The sequence below is a fragment of the Micromonospora sp. WMMD1082 genome (assembly GCF_029626175.1).
Classification (GTDB): domain Bacteria; phylum Actinomycetota; class Actinomycetes; order Mycobacteriales; family Micromonosporaceae; genus Micromonospora.
The window spans coordinates 3,571,350-3,588,018 of sequence record NZ_JARUBM010000002.1; the positions used below are offsets into that span (position 1 = coordinate 3,571,350).

A 16,669-nucleotide genomic window follows, 5' to 3' on the forward strand; every position below is an offset into this window, starting at 1 on the left:
CGCACCTTCGGGAGGTACCACCATGCCCACAGCCGAGCGCCTCGATCCGGAACAGAAGCGGTCCGCCGTATCGCACGGGGATTCGGTGTTGCCGGAGTTGCGGGAGATGTGGTGGGAGACTGGCGTGCGGGCCCGGGCGCAGGCCGGCCTGTTCGCGGTGTTCACCGAGTTGCCGCGACTGGTGTGGGCCGCGCTCGTGGTCAGCTGGCGTGCCGACCGGACCCGCACGTCGGTGGTGGCGGGCACCACGGTCGGCGCGGGAGTCATGGCGGCGTTCGGGCTCCTCGCCGCGCAACGGGTGCTGGTCGAGCTGTTCGCCGGCGGCCCGACCTCCGACAAGGTGATCGCCGCGTTGCCCGCCCTGGCAGCGTTGGCGGCGGTGACCGCGCTGCGCGCCGGCATGACCGCTGCGATGGGCTACGCGCAGAACGGGCTCACCCCGAAGGTGGACCGGGAGGTCGAACGCGGCCTGTTCGAGGTGACCACCGCCGTACGGTTGGAGGCGTTCGACGCCGACGCGTTCGCCGACGACATGGAACGCGCGTCCCGTGGCGCGGACTCCACCACCGCGCTGGTACAGGCGTCGATGAACCTGCTCGCCGGCGTCACCGGCGTCCTCGCCGTCGCCATCGCCGTTGTCGTGGTTCACCCACTGCTGCTGCTCGCCCTGCTGGTGGCGACCGTGCCGAACGGGTGGGCGTCGCTGCGCGCCGGGCACCTGCGCTACCAGACCTACGCCGCCGGAAGCGTACGGCGCCGCCGGTTGTGGCTGCTGCACCGGCTGATGGCCGAGCGCGACTCCGCCCCCGAACTGCGCTCCTACGGCCTGCGTCGCTTCCTGCTCGACCAGTACGACCGCGTCATGGGCGTCGAGACCGGCATCCAACTCGCCCTCGCCCGCCGGGTCACCACGACCACCACCGTCGGCGCGATGATCGGCGGGATCGCCACCGCCGTCGTCTACGTCCTGCTCGGCCTGCTGCTCATCAACGGGCAGATCCCCCTCGCCGCCGCCGCGACCTGCGTCATCGCCGTGCAGGCCGCGCAGCGGTCCCTGTCCGTGGTGACTTTCCAGATCGATCGCGTCTACACCGAAGGGCAACACTTCCGCGACTACACCGGCTTCATGACCCGCGCCGCCGACTACCTCCCGCCACCCCGCACCCTCGCCGCGCACAGCACCGAGCCGCAGCGGCTACGAACCATCACCGTCGACAGCGTCAGCCTCCGCTATCCCGACCGCGACAGCGCCGCCGTCGACCACGTCACCCTGACCATCGGAGCGGGGCAGACGGTGGCGTTCGTCGGGGAGAACGGCTCCGGCAAGTCCACCCTCGCCGCCATGATCGCCACCCTGCGCACCCCCACCGACGGTGTCATCCGCTTCAACGGCCGGCCCACAGACGACTGGGACATCGACGCGCTGCGGGAGCGCATCGCCGTGGTCACGCAGGAGTACCACAAGTGGCCGTTCACCGCCGCCACGAACATCGCCATCGGCGACATCACCACCACACCCGCCCAGGACCGGATCGAGGCGGCCGCCAGCCGGGCCGTCGCCAACGACATGATCAGCGGGCTGCCGCACGGATACGAGACGCTGCTCGACCGCACCTTCGCCGGCGGCCAGGACCTCTCCGGCGGCCAGTGGCAACGCATCACCGCCGCCCGCGGTTTCCTGCGCGACGCCGACGTGCTCATCATGGACGAACCGTCCTCCGCCCTCGACCCCCGCGCCGAAGACGCCCTCTTCCAGGCCATCCGCGACCGGCAGGGACAGCGCATCACCATCCTCATCACCCACCGGCTGGCCAACGTCCGCCACGCCGACCGCATCTACGTCCTGCACCACGGCCACCTCGTCGAGCAGGGCACCCACGACCAGCTCATGGCCGCAGGTGGCCGCTACGCCGACCTGTTCTCCCTCCAGGCCGCCGGGTACGCAAGCAGTTTGCCCGCCGCACCGCAGCCCCGCCAGAGCGCCACCGCCACCGCCACCGCTGGAAAGAACACGCCATGACGACATCGCACACCCCGGACTCCCCTACGTTGGTGATCATTCGGGGCAACTCCGGCAGCGGGAAGACGACCGCCGCCCGCGAGGTACGGCGCCGCTTCGGGCGCGGGGCGGCCCTGCTGGAGCAGGACTACCTGCGCAGGACCCTCCTCAGGGAACACGACAGCGCCGACATCGACCCCGTGGCCCCGGCGTTCATCACCGCAACCGCCCGCACCGCCCTCGACCTCGGCTACCACGTCATCTGCGAAGGCATCCTGCACACCGAACGCTACGCCACCGTGCTACACCAACTCATCAACCACCACGCCGGCCCGGTCGCCGTGTTCTACCTCGACGTCACCTTCGACGAGACCGTCCGCCGCCACCACACCCGGGCCGAACCCGTTGCCGTCACCCCGCAGGAGATGCGCCGGTGGTACGCACACCGCGACCTGCTCGGCGTCCCCGGTGAAACGGTCATCGCCGAGACCAGCACCTTCGCCCAGACCGTCACCACGATCCTGCACGCCAGCGGCCTCACCACCGCGACACCGCGGACGCCCTGCCCACGGCGCTGCCGACACTGCGCCCGCGAGTCCGACCAGACAATCGCGACTGCGGTGACAGTGCCAGTGGATCCCCTGGCCACAAACCCAGGCGTACGGCGCGAAGGAGGAGCAGCCCGATGAGCCCGTCACCGCCACGTCCACCGACGACGCGACGCGCCACCGGGGTGACCAGTCAGTTCATGCTCACCGGCGTCTCGGGGCGGCTGGCGACCGCCGCCGAACCCGGCGGCCGGCTCACCTACGTCGACCTGCGAGCCGGCATGCACGGCGCTATGCTCGCCGGGCTACCGACGCCCCGTCCACCGCGATCACCACCGGCCTGCACGCCGGTGTGCCCGCAGCAGTGTTCATCGACGCGCTACGCCACCCGCGCCGTGCCGGCTGTGCTACCGGCAATCCGGGCGTGCCGCACGTGACCTCGCTGAGCGACTGCCTCGCCCAGCAGCTACACCACCAGCGCACCGTCAGGGACCGGTCATGACGGCCCCACCCGGTGGCAGGGCGGCACCCGGGCGCCGCGACGAGCTCCGCGAGGTGGTGCGCTCCAGTCCATGGCTGATGCGGGCGCTGGCCGTGGTGCGCACCTCGCGGCTACCGGACGCGTGGATCGGCGCCGGTGTCCTACGCGACCTGGTCTGGGGACACCGCTACGGCCGAGGGTTCGACCTGCAGGCAGTACGGGACATCGACGTGGCGTTCTTCGACCCGGCCGACCTCAGCCGCGACAACGACCAGCGGGCCACCGCCCGCCTGACCGCACTGGACGCCGACCTGCCGTGGGAGGCGAAAAACCAGGCCGCCGTCCACACCTGGTATCCCCAGCGGTTCGGCGGCCCACCCGTCACCGCGTTGCGCAGCATCGCCGAGGCGGTCGCGACCTGGCCGGAGTACGCCACCGCCGTCGCGATCCGCCTCGACCCCGACCAGCACATCGCGGTGTGCGCCCCGCACGGCCTGGACGATCTCCTCGACGGTGTGTGGCGGCGCAACCCGGCCCGGGTCAGCGAGCAGATCTCCCAGCAGCGCCTCGCCCGGCACCACCCGGCGCAGCGGTGGCCCGGCGTCCGCATCATCACCACCCCCGGCACGAGCGGCCAGGGCCGGTGACCGGGCCACCGCGGCCTGACCGCCCTGTTCTTCAACGCGATGGTTCTCTCCCCGATTCCGAACTGTTACTGGCGCCGACGGCTTACGCGTCGTGACGAGCCGTCGAGAGCGGGCACGTTGTATGCGGCATGAGCAGGAGCGTGATCAAGCGGTGCCGGTGAGATCGCGCGACTGCTCCGCGAGGGTCTGAGTGCGCGTGCGGCCGTATTCGGCCAGGGCGTGGAACGCGGCCTTCGGCGTCCACGAGCCGTCTGGCAGCACCCGCACGATCCCGCGCGCGGCCAGGTCGTAGTCGTGCTCCGGGTCACCGGTGGTCGGTAGGTGCCGGTTCGCGAACGTGTATACGAACGCCGCCTCCGCCCCTCCGGTCTCGTAGTCGCGCAGCAGGTCCATGACGTAGCGGGCCTGGCCCTGCTCGTCACGTTCCAGCTTCGCGGTGAGTTTCGCGGCGCGGCCGTGCTCGTCGTACGTCACCGGCTCCGCCCCTCCCGCGACGTCGGCCGCGCCGCGGAACGTGCAGCAGCCGAACTCAGTCGCGGCGTACGGCTTGCCCTGCCCCACCGCCACCGCGAGGGTTTGCGGGAACGCTGCGGCGTTGGTCGCGTCGCGGTAGCCGGCGTCGCTGGCGATGATGTCGAACAGCGCCCAGTCGACATCCTCCAGCGGGATCGACGCGTAGCCGACGGGCCCACCGAACCGTTCTCGCACCGCGGGCACCGCCTCGGCGAAGAAGTCGCGTACCGCGGCGCGCGCGGCCGGCACCGCCTCCCGCATCCGCATCGGATCGGTGAGCAGCGCCATCCGCTCTGCCAGGTCACGTCCGGGCAGGAAGCCGTCGGTGAACATGGAGATCTCGGAGCCCGTGAGGTACACGACCGAGGCGCCGCTGCGCCGTAGACGCTCGGCCCGCTCGGCGCCGTCGAGCACGAACGCCATGAGCCCGTCGCGGTCCAGGCCGTTGGTGAACGGGCAATACCACACCTCAAGGCCGGCCTCGGCGGCCAGCCCTGCGGCCAGCTCCAGCCGGTCCTGGACACCGCCGGTGATGCGCACCGCGTCGCAGTGCAGCTCGTCACGGATGACGCGCAGGTCGCGCCGCACGGTCTCGGGGTCGAACGGCTCGTGCGTGGTGGAACCGGCGCTCACGAAGCCGGTGTCGTAGTTCATGCCAAATACGCGCATGGGAAGCTCTCCTCATCCGTAGGGTACTGCACGTACCCTATAGGGTACGTGCAGTACCCTATAGGACATGGGCACCAGACGCCGAGGCGAGGAGCTGGAACGGGCGATCCTGCGCGCGGCGGCGGAGGAACTACGCGAGTCCGGCTACGCGTCGATGACCATGGATCGGGTCGCCGCCCGCGCCGGGACCAACAAGAACGCCATCTACCGCCGGTGGCCGCACCGGGCGGCGCTGGGCATCGCGGCGTACCGCCACCTCTCCGACGCCGTGATGCCCAACCCCGACACGGGCACGCTGCGGGGCGACGCGATCGAGATGCTGCGGCGAGCGAACGAGACGTGGTCCTCGCCGCACGGAGCGGTCCTACGCGGCCTGCTGGCGGCCGCGGCGGATGACCCGGCGCTGCTCGCCCTCATGCACGAACGGTCGGGCGCGGACACCATGGACCGCGCCTGGCTGACCATCCTCGAACACGCCGTAGCACGCGGCGAGGCCCCACCGACGGCCGCCCATCCACGCGTCGCAACGACGCCGATGATGCTGCTACGAGCCGAGTACGCGATGCGCGGCATCCCCTCGGTCCCCGACGACGTACTGATCGAAATCGTCGACGAGGTCTTCATGCCGCTCGTCCGCGGCCACGCCTGAACACCCCCACGCCGAACGCGACCACCCGCCACTCGACGCCCGGCGGAAACATGTTCCGCGCGATCCGGCCCTTGCGTCCGCCCGCCAGAGCCAAGATCAACCGCCCTGACATCGGCAAAGCCGTGAGACAGCATGGTGCCGCTGGCCGGTCGGCGGCCGACCTGTGGTCATCCGGGTTGCAGGTGGTCGGGGTCGATGTTCCGGTTCAGCATCCAGGCGCCGATATCTCGGGGCTCACGCTGGGGCGCGGAGGACACCCATCGGCCGGACAGCGCGTAGACGCGGACTCGAGCGTCCGGCCAGATCTCCAGCCGCCAGCGGCGCCCCTCCCGGTCGGGCGGCGTGATCCACACGTGCACCCACCGGGGTACCCGCTGGCCATCAATCCAACCTCGGCCGACACCCGGACACGCAACCGCCCTATTAGTGTTTGTCAGGTTCGATAGCGTTTGTTGCGGTGTAGTGGTTTCACGGGTTGCTGGCAGGTGAGGGCAGGCGCCGGTCAAGGTCGCGAGGAGTTGTTGCAGCTCGCGGATGACTCTGTAGAGGGTCAGGCCGGCGCGTCACGGCGGTGCCGAGCTCGATCAGGTATGTGGTTTCGTCGCGGTCGTCGCCGTCGATGTGCCGGGCGTACAGCGTGCCGGGGAGTTCCATGGCGGCTGCGGCACCGGTGTAGGCAGGCAGCGCCCGCCGTTCGGCGCTCGTCAGCGGCAGGTGCCGGTGGTAGAGGTCGGCGATCGTGGCGGCCCGGTCGAGCAGCGGTTGGGGTGCGCCGTCGGTGGGGTTCGCGGCGATCACGGCGAGTTCCTGCAGGAGGAGCCGTATCGGTGCCGGGTTGCCGTCAGGCGAAGTCGGTGTGGCGCTGCGTGGTGGTGGCGATGAAGCGGGCCCAGTCCGGGTGGTTGAAGAGGAGGACTGGACCGGTGGGGTCTTTGGAGTCGCGGACAGCTACGGCGCGGTCGACTGTGGTGACCTCGACGCAGGCGTTCTGGCCGTTACTCTTGGTGCTCTTTCGCCAGATGGCGCTGGTCAGGTCGGGGCTCATCCCGCGCCTTCCTCTCGTTCGCTACAGGCTCTTGGCCACCTGCGCGATGAGCGCGGCCGAGTCGTGGTCGGGTAGTGCGTTCGCGCGGAGGTGGTTGAATCCAACGATACATTGCGCTACTTCGGCGGGTTGCTCCAAATACAGCCCGCCGGCAAGGTTCTCCATGTAGACGACGGGCTGGTCCCGCGGGTCGGGGAACTCGAACAGGATGAAGCTGCTTCCCAGCGGGTGGTAGGCGCCGGAGCGGAACGGAACGATCTGGATCGTGACCATGCCGTGTTCACTCAGCGTGAGCAGGTGATGGAGTTGTTCGCGCATGACGCCCGGTCCGCCGACCGTTCGCTGAAGTACGGCCTCATCAAGCACCGCCCACAACGTGGGTCGGTCGGCGCTGCTGAGAACCGTTTGCCGGGCCATCCGGACCTTGGTCAGCTTCTCCACCGTCTCAGTGGTGACACTGGGCCGCCAGGCGAGGAACAGTTCCCGGGCGTACGCCTCGGTCTGTAGCAGCCCGGGGATGTAGTGGGCCTCGTAGTTCATGATCGATGTCGCGTCGGTTTCGAGGCCGACGAAGGTCTTCATCTCGTCGGTCAGCACGTCATTGTACACCTGCCACCATCCGCGCTTGCGTGCGTCGCGGGCGAGTTGGAGCAGCTGGCCGCGCAGCGGCTCGGTGACTCCGTAGACGTCGAGGAGTTCGTGGACGTCGCCGGGACGGATGCCGAGACGGCCCTTCTCGATCCGGCTGATGCGGCTGCCGGTGCAACCGAGCCGCTCTCCGACCTCGTCGCAGGTGAGCCTGGCCTGCTCGCGCAGGCGTCGCAGTTCGCTGGCGAGGCGCCGTCGCCGCAGCGTGGGACTCGTGGACGCGGCCATGAGGACAATCCCTCCCGAGGATGGCTGGACTTGTGAGTTTGCCGTGCGCCGAGACCCGGTGGCAAGAAGCCCTTCGGCACTTACGAAACAGCATCTTGCCAAACGGTCAGATGCCGTTCATGCTGAGTGGCATCGACGCCACTGATAGCGACTGGCTGGGCCAGCGTGTTGATCTGCCACGGCGCCGGTCAATGCCGAAGTGAGGGCATTCGTGGGTCCTGGCAGGGGGTGGAGGGGAGCAAATGATCTGGTCGTTGGCCGCTACCGGCTCGCCCGCACGTCGCCTCACCGCTACCGACACCGTGGGGTCGGGCCTGCGGTCGTCGCTGAGGTTCGCGCTCGCGGTGCGGATGAATCAGCGCCATCGCCCGGCGGTTGCGTCCATGGGAGTGGTGTACGACTTGCCCGTGATGGGCGTGTTGCGTAGATGAGAGACGGCCATCGCGTCGATCCTTCAAGACGACCAAGTCAGAGAAGGATGAGAGGACGCGATGGCCGCTTCAGAGAGTGTGGACCGTGTTGACCTGCTGCGCGAGCAGATCGAGAGCGCGTCGCCGGATGTGTTGCAGGCGATGATCAGGGCGTTCGCGCAGGCGGTGATGTCCGCTGAAGCGGACGCGGTCTGCGGTGCTGGTTACGGGCAGCGCAGCGAGGAGCGGGTGAACTCTCGCAACGGTTACCGGCAGCGCGAGTGGGACACCCGAGCCGGGACGATTGACTTGGCCATTCCCAAGCTGCGCCAGGGTTCGTACTTCCCGGACTGGCTGTTGACGCACCGGCGGCGGGCGGAGCAGGCCCTGGTGTCGGTCGTGGCGACCTCGTATCTGCTGGGGGTGTCGACGCGGCGGGTGGAGAAGCTGGTCGAGCAGCTCGGGATCCGGCAACTGTCGAAGTCGCAGGTCTCGGAGATGGCGCAGCATCTGGACGCGCAGGTGCAGGCGTTTCGTAGCCGCCCTCTGGACGCCGCCCACTACACGTTCGTGTGGATGGACGCGTTGACGATGAAGGTCCGTGAGCACGGCCGGACCGTCAACGTTCACGCGCTGATCGCCGTCGGGGTCAACGCCGACGGAGGGCGCGAGGTGCTGGGCCTGGACGTGGCCTCCGACGAGGATGGGGCCGGCTGGCTGGCGTTTCTGCGCAGCCTGACCGCCCGAGGTCTGTCCGGCGTTCGTCTGGTCATCTCCGACGCCCACCGCGGGCTCGTGGGCGCGATCGGCGCGGCCCTGCCCGGGGCTGCGTGGCAACGGTGCCGGACCCACTACCTGCGCAATCTGCTGACGAAGGTCCCCAAGTCGGCGCAGCCGTGGATCGCCACCCTCGTGCGCACGATCTTCGACCAGCCCGACACCGACGCCGTCCGAGCCCAGTTCGCTCGGGTCGTGGCCACGATCGAAGCGAAGTTCCCGACCGCGGCCGAGCACCTCGACGCCGCCCGCGACGACCTCCTGGCCTTCACCGGCTTCCCCCGCGAGATCTGGCGCCAGATCTGGTCGAACAACCCACAGGAACGGCTGAACAAGGAGATCCGCCGCCGCACCGACGTCGTCGGGATCTTCCCCAACCGGCCAGCGATCGTCCGCCTCGTCGGCGCGGTCCTGGCCGAACAGACCGACGAGTGGACCGAAGGCCGCCGCTACATGGGCCTGGAAATACTGGCCAAGGCCCGCTTGATCACGATCGACGCCAGCCAACACGACACCGACCAGACCGAAACAGCACCGATCGCCGCATAACATCAGACCGGGATCCCGCGATGGCCGTCTCTTACACCACCAGCGCGGACGTGACCCGCCCGGCCGATGGCGGACGGTGCGTTTACGGACGGTCGGGTTGTCGCAGTCGGAATGATGCGGCGACGGTCATCGAAGCGGCTGGGGTTGATCCCTCCCGGGTCGAGAGGGCCTTGCCGAACAGAGCCTCGACGACAGGCCGCCAAAAGGCGGCTGCCCATGCCCGCCGCTACCCGAGGCGGGCTCGTGTCCGGTCGAGGGCTGCCCCACGCCTCGTAGCCGGACCCGGCGTGGTAGGTCGCGGAGAACGCCGCTTTCTTGGCGACCTACCACGTCCGCGCCGACCGGGCCGGTCTACACCTTCGATCCCTACCCGCTGTTGCCTGCCGTGGCAGGGGGTACGGATGGCACCGCGCCCGGAGGTCGCGCCAGTTCAGGGCGGGTGAGGCCCAGATGCTGATCACTCGCCACCGGACCGAGGCGGTTCACCTGGCCTGTGGAATGCACAACGTTTCACATAGTTGGCCACCCAACCCTGGCGGTCGAGTGCGAGGTCGTGGGCTGGAATGGCGCGGGTGAAACTCGACAGTCAAACATCGGTGCCGCGGTGTTGCCACCCGTCGCCTACGGGGGAGAGCCGCCGAGACGAACATGAGTCGGAGTTTGTCCCAGGGTTGAGGAAAGGCTTGACCTAGACAGCCCGGACTGGCGCGACTACCGTGAGTGCGGAAGGTAAATATAGGTTGATCAATTGAATGGAGGGTTCAATGTCCGATCAGGCAAAGACGAAGGCAAAGGTCAAGAAGGTGTGGCGTCGGCCCCAGTGGCGTGCCCGCAACGTCCGTACGCACTGCTGAGCGACCGTTGTCGCCGATTTCGGCGGAGCCGCAGAGCCGCGGGTTCGGCATTGATGGCTTCAGGCCATTTCCGCTCGGACCCGCGGTCCTGCGCCGGACGCCGTGTATGCGAGTGCCTGATTTCCTTCCCCGCGACGTTGCTGGTGATCTGCGCCGGGAACTGCTGCACGGCCTGGAATACGAACGCGTCGAGTTGGGCGACATCACTCGGCAGTGGCGGGCGCGGCGTCCGCTGGGTGACGTCTACTTCGGGTCGATGCTGCGGCGGCCAGGGTGGCAGACCCCTGCCTCGGTTGTTGCGGCGCTGGAGTGGTTCGAGTCGGCCACCTTCCTGGACTGGTTGTCCGAGGTGGCCGGGGAGGAACTGAGCTTCCGGCGACCGGTGACGGCGTACCGCATGACCAGGTCCGACCGGCTGTGCCTGCATGACGACATGTCGGACCCGGATCACGCCGTCTCGGTGGCCTACAACCTGAGCCGGGGGTGGCGTGCCGAGTGGGGAGGGGCGACGCTGTTCGGCGAGGTGGCCGGCGTGACCGCGTTGGAGACGCCCGTCGATTCACCGATCGAGCTGCGGCAGTGGCGCATCGTCCATGAGCGGCGGTTTGTGCCCGAGTTCAACTCTTTGCTCGTCATGCGGTTGGACGAGCGGTACGCACACGGTGTCGACGAGGTCAGGGTGGATCACGCCCGCCTCGCGCTCGTGGGCATCTACGGCCGGCGGCTGTCCTGACAAGCCGTCGCCTGCCCTGTGTCGGCTTTTCTGGGGAGACGTGATCATGTCCGAGAAGTTTCGATTGGCGGAAAACGCGGTCTGTCGCGAAACCAACAGCGAGCTGCGGATGCTGTTCGATCGTGTCAAGGGAGTGATGTACGAGCTGAACGAATCCGCGTCGGCGGCCGTCGAACTGCTCGGGCAGCAGCCGTCGACCGCTGAGGAACTCAGCGCATCGCTGTCGGAGGAGTTCGACGCCCCGGTTGAGGAGATCCGCGCGGACGTCGATCAGATGTTGGCTGACTTCGTTAAGGCGGGCTTGGTTGTCCAGGAGTAGCGAAATGAGACAGACCATGCCGGAAGACTTTCAGCTGCCGGCCGTAAAGATTCCCATCCTGGTCCAACTTGGCCTCACGTATCGGTGCAATCTCAAGTGCAGCCACTGCTACGCCCTTTATCGGCGTGAGCGGGATGAGTTCACGCTCGCCGAGATCGGGAAACTGGCGCGGGAACTGTACGACGCGGGCAGTGCCGCCGTGGTGTACTCGCATGGCGAGAACATGATTCGTAAGGACTTCCACGAGGCGGCGGCCGTCTTTCGTGACCTCGACTTTTATCAGACGTTGATGCTCAACGGCTACTACGTTCGTGGCTCAGCCGATGCCCAACGGCTCACGGAGGCGGGCATTAACCGCACCATGATCTCCGTCGACAGCGTCGATCCGACGGTGCACGATCGTGTCCGTGGCCGTGAGGGCGCCTACGGGCGAGCGATGAACGCAGTGGAACTGCTCTTGGCCAGCGATGTGGACACGGTGGGTTTCTCCTGCACGATCGACCGGCACAACTACGACACCATTCCCGATATCATCGCCCTGGCATTGCGCACCGGGGTGCACGCGGTGAGCTTCATGCAGAACCGCTACAACCTGCGTGACGTGTTCGACCGCGCCCTGTGGCGGAGGTATGAGCAGGTCTGCCGCGACATCTACGAGCTGATGCTGCGTTACCGGGGCCGGCTGGACATCTATACGCACGACCCCTTCATGTTGACCCTGCTCGACCACCGTCTGAGCGACGAGCAGGCGCGGGCCGCCTTCATCGGCTCCAACCTGTGCAACGTCGGTACCAGCATGGTGTCCATCGATCCGGTGGGCAACGTGACCGGCTGCAACTTCATTCCCGAGGCCGTCGGCAACGTGCGGGACGAGTCCTTCGCCGAGATCTGGGAGCGGCTCGTCACGCGGTACTCCGACGAGCGCGAGCCGCCCACCGGTGCCTGCACGGGATGCGGCGCCCTTGCCTCGTGTATGGGTGGCTGCAAGGCGTACCACTACGTCGGAAAGTACGACGAGCGGTGCGGACAGACCCGGTTCGGCGAGTCCGCCCAGCACGGTTTGCCGGTCGCGTCGGTGCAGACCGTTGTCCCGGACCGGGCGCCCGGGGTGTTCCTCGGGCTACCCCGGCTGTCAAGCCGGCTGGCGTCAGGTGAACGGGGGTGAGTCCGCTGAAGGTGCTCTTCGTCAACCCGCACTACCCTCACGATCCACACACGCTGCTGCTGCATCCGCCGCTGTGCTACGGCTACATGGCGCGACACCTCAAGGCGGCCGGTCACGACGTGCGGCACGTCGACCTGCCCTTCCTCGGCAACGACCCCGCCGCGCTGGCTCCTGTGCTGGACGAGTACCGGCCCGACCTGGTGGGCGTCACCTCGGTCGCGCAGTCCTACCGCCAAGCCCTGGAACTGGCGCAGTTGGTGAAGCAGAGCAGGTGGGCGTCGCCAGTCGTGTTCGGCGGCCCGCACGTCACCTTCATCGCCGCCGAGTGTCTTCGTCGACACCCCGCGGTGGACTACGTGCTTCTCTACGATGCCGAACACTCGATCGTGGAACTCTGCGACGCGCTCGCGGCAGGCGGCGGGGACGAGAACATCCGCCGGGTGTCGGGGCTGTCCTACCGGACCCAGGACGGGACAATCGGGGTGACCGCGCCGGCGCCGCCGCTGATGGAGCTGGACGAACTCGGCCTGCCGGACCGGTCGATCTTCGACCTCACGTCCTACCTCCGCTACGACTACGAGACCGTGGTGATGACGGCACGTGGCTGTCCGAGCCGCTGCACGTTCTGCTCCACCACCATCGCCGGCCGCCGGGCCCGGTGGAACAGCCCGGCTCACGTCTGCGACGAGCTGCAGGAGGTGGTCGGCCACGGCTTCCGATCGGTGTTCTTCGGTGATGACACCTTCTCCGGCGACCCCAAGCGCGCGGTCGCGATCTGCGACGAGATCAAGGCCCGCAGGATCGCCATCCCGTGGACCAGCAACATGCGGGCACAAGACGCCCGCCCGCCGGTCCTCGACGCCATGCGCGAGGCCGGAGCCTACCGCGTGTTCATGGGCTTCGAGTCCATCCAGAAGGACACCCTGCGGCTGGTCAAGAAAGGCGCCACGCCCGAGCGGATGGTGGAGAAAGCGCGGCTGGTCATGGACGCGGGGTTGGAGCTGCACGCCTCCTTCATCGTCGGCGCCCCGGGCGACACCGACGAGACCCTCGCGGCCACCCTGGACTACATCCGCCTGCTCAACCCGACAGTAGCGACCTTCAACGTCATGGAGCCCCGCCCCGGCACCGATGTCTTCCATAACCCGCAGCGGTACGGCATCACCATCCCAGACCCGCACTGGTATGAGTCGAGTTCCTGGCTGGACCTGCCCGTCTGCCGAAACGAGCACCTCAGCCAGGAACAGATACGAGACTGGGTCGACCGGTGCTACCTGGAGTTCTGCAGCCCGGACTTCCGGGCACCGGACAAGCTGGCCCGGCTGGCAGAAATCGAAGACGAATGGCGACGCAGCGGTCTCGCCGCGCCGGTGCTCGCATGAGAGTCGGGGTCATCGGTGTGGGAGTCGCCGGCTCCTCCCACCTGTTCGACCTGGCCAGCGATGCACGCTTCCGCATCGAAGCGGTATGCGCACGACGCCTACACCGCGCCACGGACGCCGCCGCCCGGTTCGGAGCGCCGCGTGCCTACGACAACGCGGCAACCATGATCCGGGATGTCGACCTGGATGCGGTGGTGCTCGCCACCCCTCCCGACATCATCGCGGCCGTGCTGCGGCCGGCGCTGGCCGCCGGCTTGGCGATCCTCATCGACAAACCCGCCGCCGTTGACGCCGCCACCCTCGTCAACCTGGCAGCTGGCGCGCACACGACCGTGACATACAACCGCCGCTACCAGACCCACGTCCACCGTGCCCGCCAACTCATCACCGACGGCGCACTCGGCCCGATCACCGCCGTCCGCTGCACCTGGAGCGCCCCCTTCGACCGCCGGTACTCCTCACCCGAGACATACCGACAACACGTCGGCTGGGGAAACGGCGTTGTCCTGGACACCGCCAGCCACATCATCGACACACTCATATACCTCGGCGTCACGCCACTCGCCGTGGACAAGGCCCGGCTCGTCCCCAACGACAACGGCGCTGACGTGGCAGCGGCGATCACACTGAGATGGACCGGACCTCACATTCCCGTCTCGGTGCGGATCCAGAACCAGGACGACGAGCAAGACGAGTGGAATATCGCCATTCACGGCCGCAGCGGCCACCTCAACCTGACACGCAAACAGCTCACAGCCACCTGCTGGAACCAGCACATGTCCGTTGCCGCCACTGACGCCCGCCGACCCGTCGAGGACCTTCTCGACATCACCAACGGCCGACGCGGACACGGCGCGACGTGGGAGGAAGCCATCGCGGTACTGGAGGTCATCGACCAGATCCGTCAACGCGCGACGGTACGGCGTGTTTGGATTCGGCCCAGGGCGAAAGCCCTCGGCCGACTCAACGGAGCATGTTGATCGAGATCGACGGCTCGTTCGGGACGGGTAAAGGCGAGCCGGTCGGCAAGACCCCTGAACGACTGGAGGCACGTTGACGCCAACCGCCCGTAGAAGCGGTCTCGTCCGACCCGCGCAGGGGGGCGCCGCCAGTCCTGGAGGCGTCGGGTGAGGCGTTTCGTGTTGACCGGAGGGCACGGGGTCGGCAAGTCCTCGATCATCCTCGCCCTTGAGCAGGCAGGCGAGCACGTCGTGTTCGAGGCGGCCTCAAGCGTCCGGGCGCTCGCACGGGCGCACGGCATACCCTTCGCCGAGGACCGTCCCACGTTCGAGTCCGAAGCACTGGCCCTGCACCTGCAACGGGAACGGCTGGTGCCGCCCTCCACCGCTCGGGTCTTCCTCGACCGCGGTGCCCTCGACCACCTGGCCTACTCGCACGTAGGGCGGTGGCCGTTGCACCAGGACGAGATCGCCGCGTGCCGGGCCTCCCACTACGACGCGGCGTTCCTGGTTGACGCGCCGCCGGATGGTGTCCCGACACTCGACCGAGTGGAGGCGCGGTTCTCCCAACGCCTGGTGGCCGCCATCGAAGAGGTCTACCAGGCCGCAGCGATACCCATCATTCGCGTCCCCTACGGCCGCTGCCACGAACGCGCCCGGTTCATCCTGAATACCGTCAACGGCGGTCCGCTAGGCTAGCCGGTGCCCGCACCATACCGCCGCACGTGAAACACCGCGCCCAAGAAGGAACCGAGCCGTGAGCCAACACCTGCCGACCGCGCCCTACCGAGGCACCCGAGACTTCCTGCCAGGGGAGATGTCGGTCAGGCAGCAGGTGTTCCATCGCCTCTACGAGGTGATCGAACGATACGGCTACGCCCGCTACGACGGCCCGATCCTGGAAGCAGCGGAAATTTACGAAGCCAAGTCCGGCCGCGAGATCGCCGACCTCCAGTTGTACACCCTCACCGATCGCGGTGGTCGCCGTTTGGCGCTGCGCCCGGAAATGACCCCTTCGGTCGCCCGAATGATTGCCGGCAACGCCAACTCCCTACAGTTCCCGGTCCGCTGGTACTGCCACGTCAACTGCCACCGCTACGAACGCCCCCAGCGGGGCCGGGTCCGGGAACACTGGCAGATCAACGTCGACGTGTTCGGCTCCGACAGCCCGAACTGCGAAGTGGAAATCTTCGAGCTCATCCACGACATGATGGCCGCCGTCGGCGCCAACCGCGACATGTACGTCCTCCGCGCCAACGACCGAGTTCTCCTCGAAGGCATCCTCACCCACATCGTCGGCGTACCCACCGAGCGCATCAGGGACGTGTCGTCACTCATCGACCGGTGGGAGAAGTACCCCCGAGAGCAACTACTTGCCGACGCCACACAACTGGGCCTCTCCGATACCCAATTCGGTCGGCTAGAGGACGCCCTCAAGGCCGGCGAGGCCATCCTCGCCGAGTTGCCAGCCGAGATCATCGAGCGGTCACAACTGGCCAAGGTCCTCGCCGGCCCCGCCAACGACCTGGTCACCTACGATCCCCTGATCGTGCGCGCGTTCGAGTACTACACGTCCACCGTGTTCGAGGTCTTCGACCGCGACCCGGCCAACAACCGCTCCCTGTTCGGCGGAGGCCGCTACAGCGACCTCGTCGGCCTCTTCTCCGACCGACGCATCCCCGGCTTCGGGTTCGGCATGGGCGACGTCACCCTGTTCGACTTCCTGGACACCCACCACCTGCTCCCAGCACCCCGCGCCGAAGCCGACATCATCGTCATCCCCACCCAGGACACACTCCACGACGCCGCCCGCACAGTGGCTCGCCAACTCCGCCAAGCCGGCTGGCGTACGACCGTACCCCTCGAACCCCGTAAACTCGGCAAGGAAATCGGGCGCGCCGACAAGACCGGCGCTCGCACGGTCATCATCATCGGCCCAGAAGACTGGGCAGCCGGCAAGATCGCCGTACGGAACCTCGCCACTAGCGACCAACAGACGATCGAAGCATCAGCCGTGACCAGCCTAGTATCCGACCTGATGACCCCCTGAACACCGGCAAGCCAGCGCCGGCCATCCGTCCGCCGACACGGCGT

General features: G+C 67.9%; 18 protein-coding genes. 13 read left to right on the forward strand and 5 right to left on the reverse strand.

The features are described from left to right. The first annotated feature begins 22 nt into the window (after positions 1–22). The 4 genes from O7615_RS16540 (at position 23) to O7615_RS16555 (ending at position 3,675) form a co-directional block, all read left to right on the forward strand. Positions 23–2,020, forward strand: coding sequence for an ATP-binding cassette domain-containing protein (locus O7615_RS16540; RefSeq protein ID WP_278178535.1), 1,998 nt, complete (start codon positions 23–25; stop codon positions 2,018–2,020). Further along, positions 2,017–2,688, forward strand: coding sequence for an AAA family ATPase (locus O7615_RS16545; RefSeq protein ID WP_278178536.1), 672 nt, complete (start codon positions 2,017–2,019; stop codon positions 2,686–2,688). Before O7615_RS16540 ends, O7615_RS16545 begins: the two co-directional genes overlap by 4 nt. Next, on the forward strand, positions 2,685–2,984 hold the full coding sequence (locus tag O7615_RS16550; RefSeq protein ID WP_278178537.1) for a hypothetical protein: 300 nt from the start codon (positions 2,685–2,687) through the stop codon (positions 2,982–2,984). The genes O7615_RS16545 and O7615_RS16550 overlap by 4 nt, the downstream gene beginning before the upstream one ends. A 61-nt stretch (positions 2,985–3,045) precedes the next feature. After that, positions 3,046–3,675 (forward strand): nucleotidyltransferase family protein, encoded by a 630-nt coding sequence (locus O7615_RS16555; protein WP_278178538.1) that lies wholly within the window; start codon positions 3,046–3,048, stop codon positions 3,673–3,675. A 144-nt stretch (positions 3,676–3,819) separates the two neighbouring features. On the opposite strand, the gene O7615_RS16560 is transcribed toward O7615_RS16555, so the two are convergent. Then, a complete protein-coding gene (locus tag O7615_RS16560; RefSeq protein WP_278178539.1) occupies positions 3,820–4,857 on the reverse strand; it encodes a hypothetical protein in 1,038 nt (345 codons plus the stop codon). Between the two features lie 67 nt (positions 4,858–4,924). Between O7615_RS16560 and O7615_RS16565 the strand changes: the two genes are divergently transcribed. Next, positions 4,925–5,506: a TetR/AcrR family transcriptional regulator gene (locus tag O7615_RS16565; RefSeq protein ID WP_278178540.1), complete on the forward strand. Its 582-nt coding sequence runs from the start codon at positions 4,925–4,927 to the stop codon at positions 5,504–5,506. 167 nt (positions 5,507–5,673) lie between these two features. Here O7615_RS16565 and O7615_RS16570 read toward each other — a convergent pair whose 3' ends face one another. From O7615_RS16570 to O7615_RS16585, 4 genes are all read right to left on the reverse strand, one after another. Continuing rightward, the gene (locus tag O7615_RS16570) at positions 5,674–5,859 is read right to left on the reverse strand and encodes a hypothetical protein (RefSeq protein WP_278178542.1); all 186 of its coding nucleotides are present in this window, start codon (positions 5,857–5,859) and stop codon (positions 5,674–5,676) included. A 115-nt stretch (positions 5,860–5,974) separates the two neighbouring features. Further along, on the reverse strand, positions 5,975–6,304 hold the full coding sequence (locus O7615_RS16575) for a hypothetical protein (protein WP_278178543.1): 330 nt from the start codon (positions 6,302–6,304) through the stop codon (positions 5,975–5,977). A 43-nt stretch (positions 6,305–6,347) separates the two neighbouring features. Further along, complete coding sequence (locus O7615_RS16580) at positions 6,348–6,551, reverse strand: DUF397 domain-containing protein (protein WP_278178545.1); 204 nt, start codon at positions 6,549–6,551, stop codon at positions 6,348–6,350. Positions 6,552–6,572: 21 nt separating this feature from the next. Continuing rightward, the gene (locus tag O7615_RS16585) at positions 6,573–7,427 is read right to left on the reverse strand and encodes a helix-turn-helix transcriptional regulator (protein WP_278178546.1); all 855 of its coding nucleotides are present in this window, start codon (positions 7,425–7,427) and stop codon (positions 6,573–6,575) included. Positions 7,428–7,918: 491 nt separating this feature from the next. On the opposite strand from O7615_RS16585, the gene O7615_RS16590 reads away from it, so the two are divergent. From O7615_RS16590 to hisS, 8 genes are all read left to right on the forward strand, one after another. Further along, complete coding sequence (locus tag O7615_RS16590) at positions 7,919–9,163, forward strand: IS256 family transposase (protein ID WP_278176367.1); 1,245 nt, start codon at positions 7,919–7,921, stop codon at positions 9,161–9,163. Positions 9,164–10,123: 960 nt separating this feature from the next. Next, positions 10,124–10,750, forward strand: a complete 627-nt coding sequence (locus O7615_RS16595) for a 2OG-Fe(II) oxygenase (RefSeq protein WP_278178547.1) — start codon at positions 10,124–10,126, stop codon at positions 10,748–10,750. Positions 10,751–10,796: 46 nt separating this feature from the next. Further along, positions 10,797–11,069 (forward strand): HPr-rel-A system PqqD family peptide chaperone, encoded by a 273-nt coding sequence (locus tag O7615_RS16600; protein ID WP_278178549.1) that lies wholly within the window; start codon positions 10,797–10,799, stop codon positions 11,067–11,069. A gap of 4 nt (positions 11,070–11,073) precedes the next feature. After that, the gene (locus O7615_RS16605) at positions 11,074–12,234 is read left to right on the forward strand and encodes a radical SAM protein (protein WP_278178551.1); all 1,161 of its coding nucleotides are present in this window, start codon (positions 11,074–11,076) and stop codon (positions 12,232–12,234) included. Next, positions 12,231–13,616 carry a radical SAM protein gene (locus tag O7615_RS16610; RefSeq protein WP_278178552.1) on the forward strand — a complete coding sequence of 462 codons (1,386 nt, stop codon included), beginning with the start codon at positions 12,231–12,233 and terminating at the stop codon, positions 13,614–13,616. The genes O7615_RS16605 and O7615_RS16610 overlap by 4 nt, the downstream gene beginning before the upstream one ends. Beyond that, the gene (locus tag O7615_RS16615; RefSeq protein ID WP_278178553.1) at positions 13,613–14,596 is read left to right on the forward strand and encodes a Gfo/Idh/MocA family oxidoreductase; all 984 of its coding nucleotides are present in this window, start codon (positions 13,613–13,615) and stop codon (positions 14,594–14,596) included. The genes O7615_RS16610 and O7615_RS16615 overlap by 4 nt, the downstream gene beginning before the upstream one ends. Positions 14,597–14,743: 147 nt before the next feature. Continuing rightward, positions 14,744–15,274, forward strand: coding sequence for an ATP-binding protein (locus O7615_RS16620; protein WP_278178554.1), 531 nt, complete (start codon positions 14,744–14,746; stop codon positions 15,272–15,274). A gap of 58 nt (positions 15,275–15,332) precedes the next feature. Further along, positions 15,333–16,625: a histidine--tRNA ligase gene (hisS, locus tag O7615_RS16625; protein WP_278178556.1), complete on the forward strand. Its 1,293-nt coding sequence runs from the start codon at positions 15,333–15,335 to the stop codon at positions 16,623–16,625. Positions 16,626–16,669 lie beyond the last annotated feature (44 nt).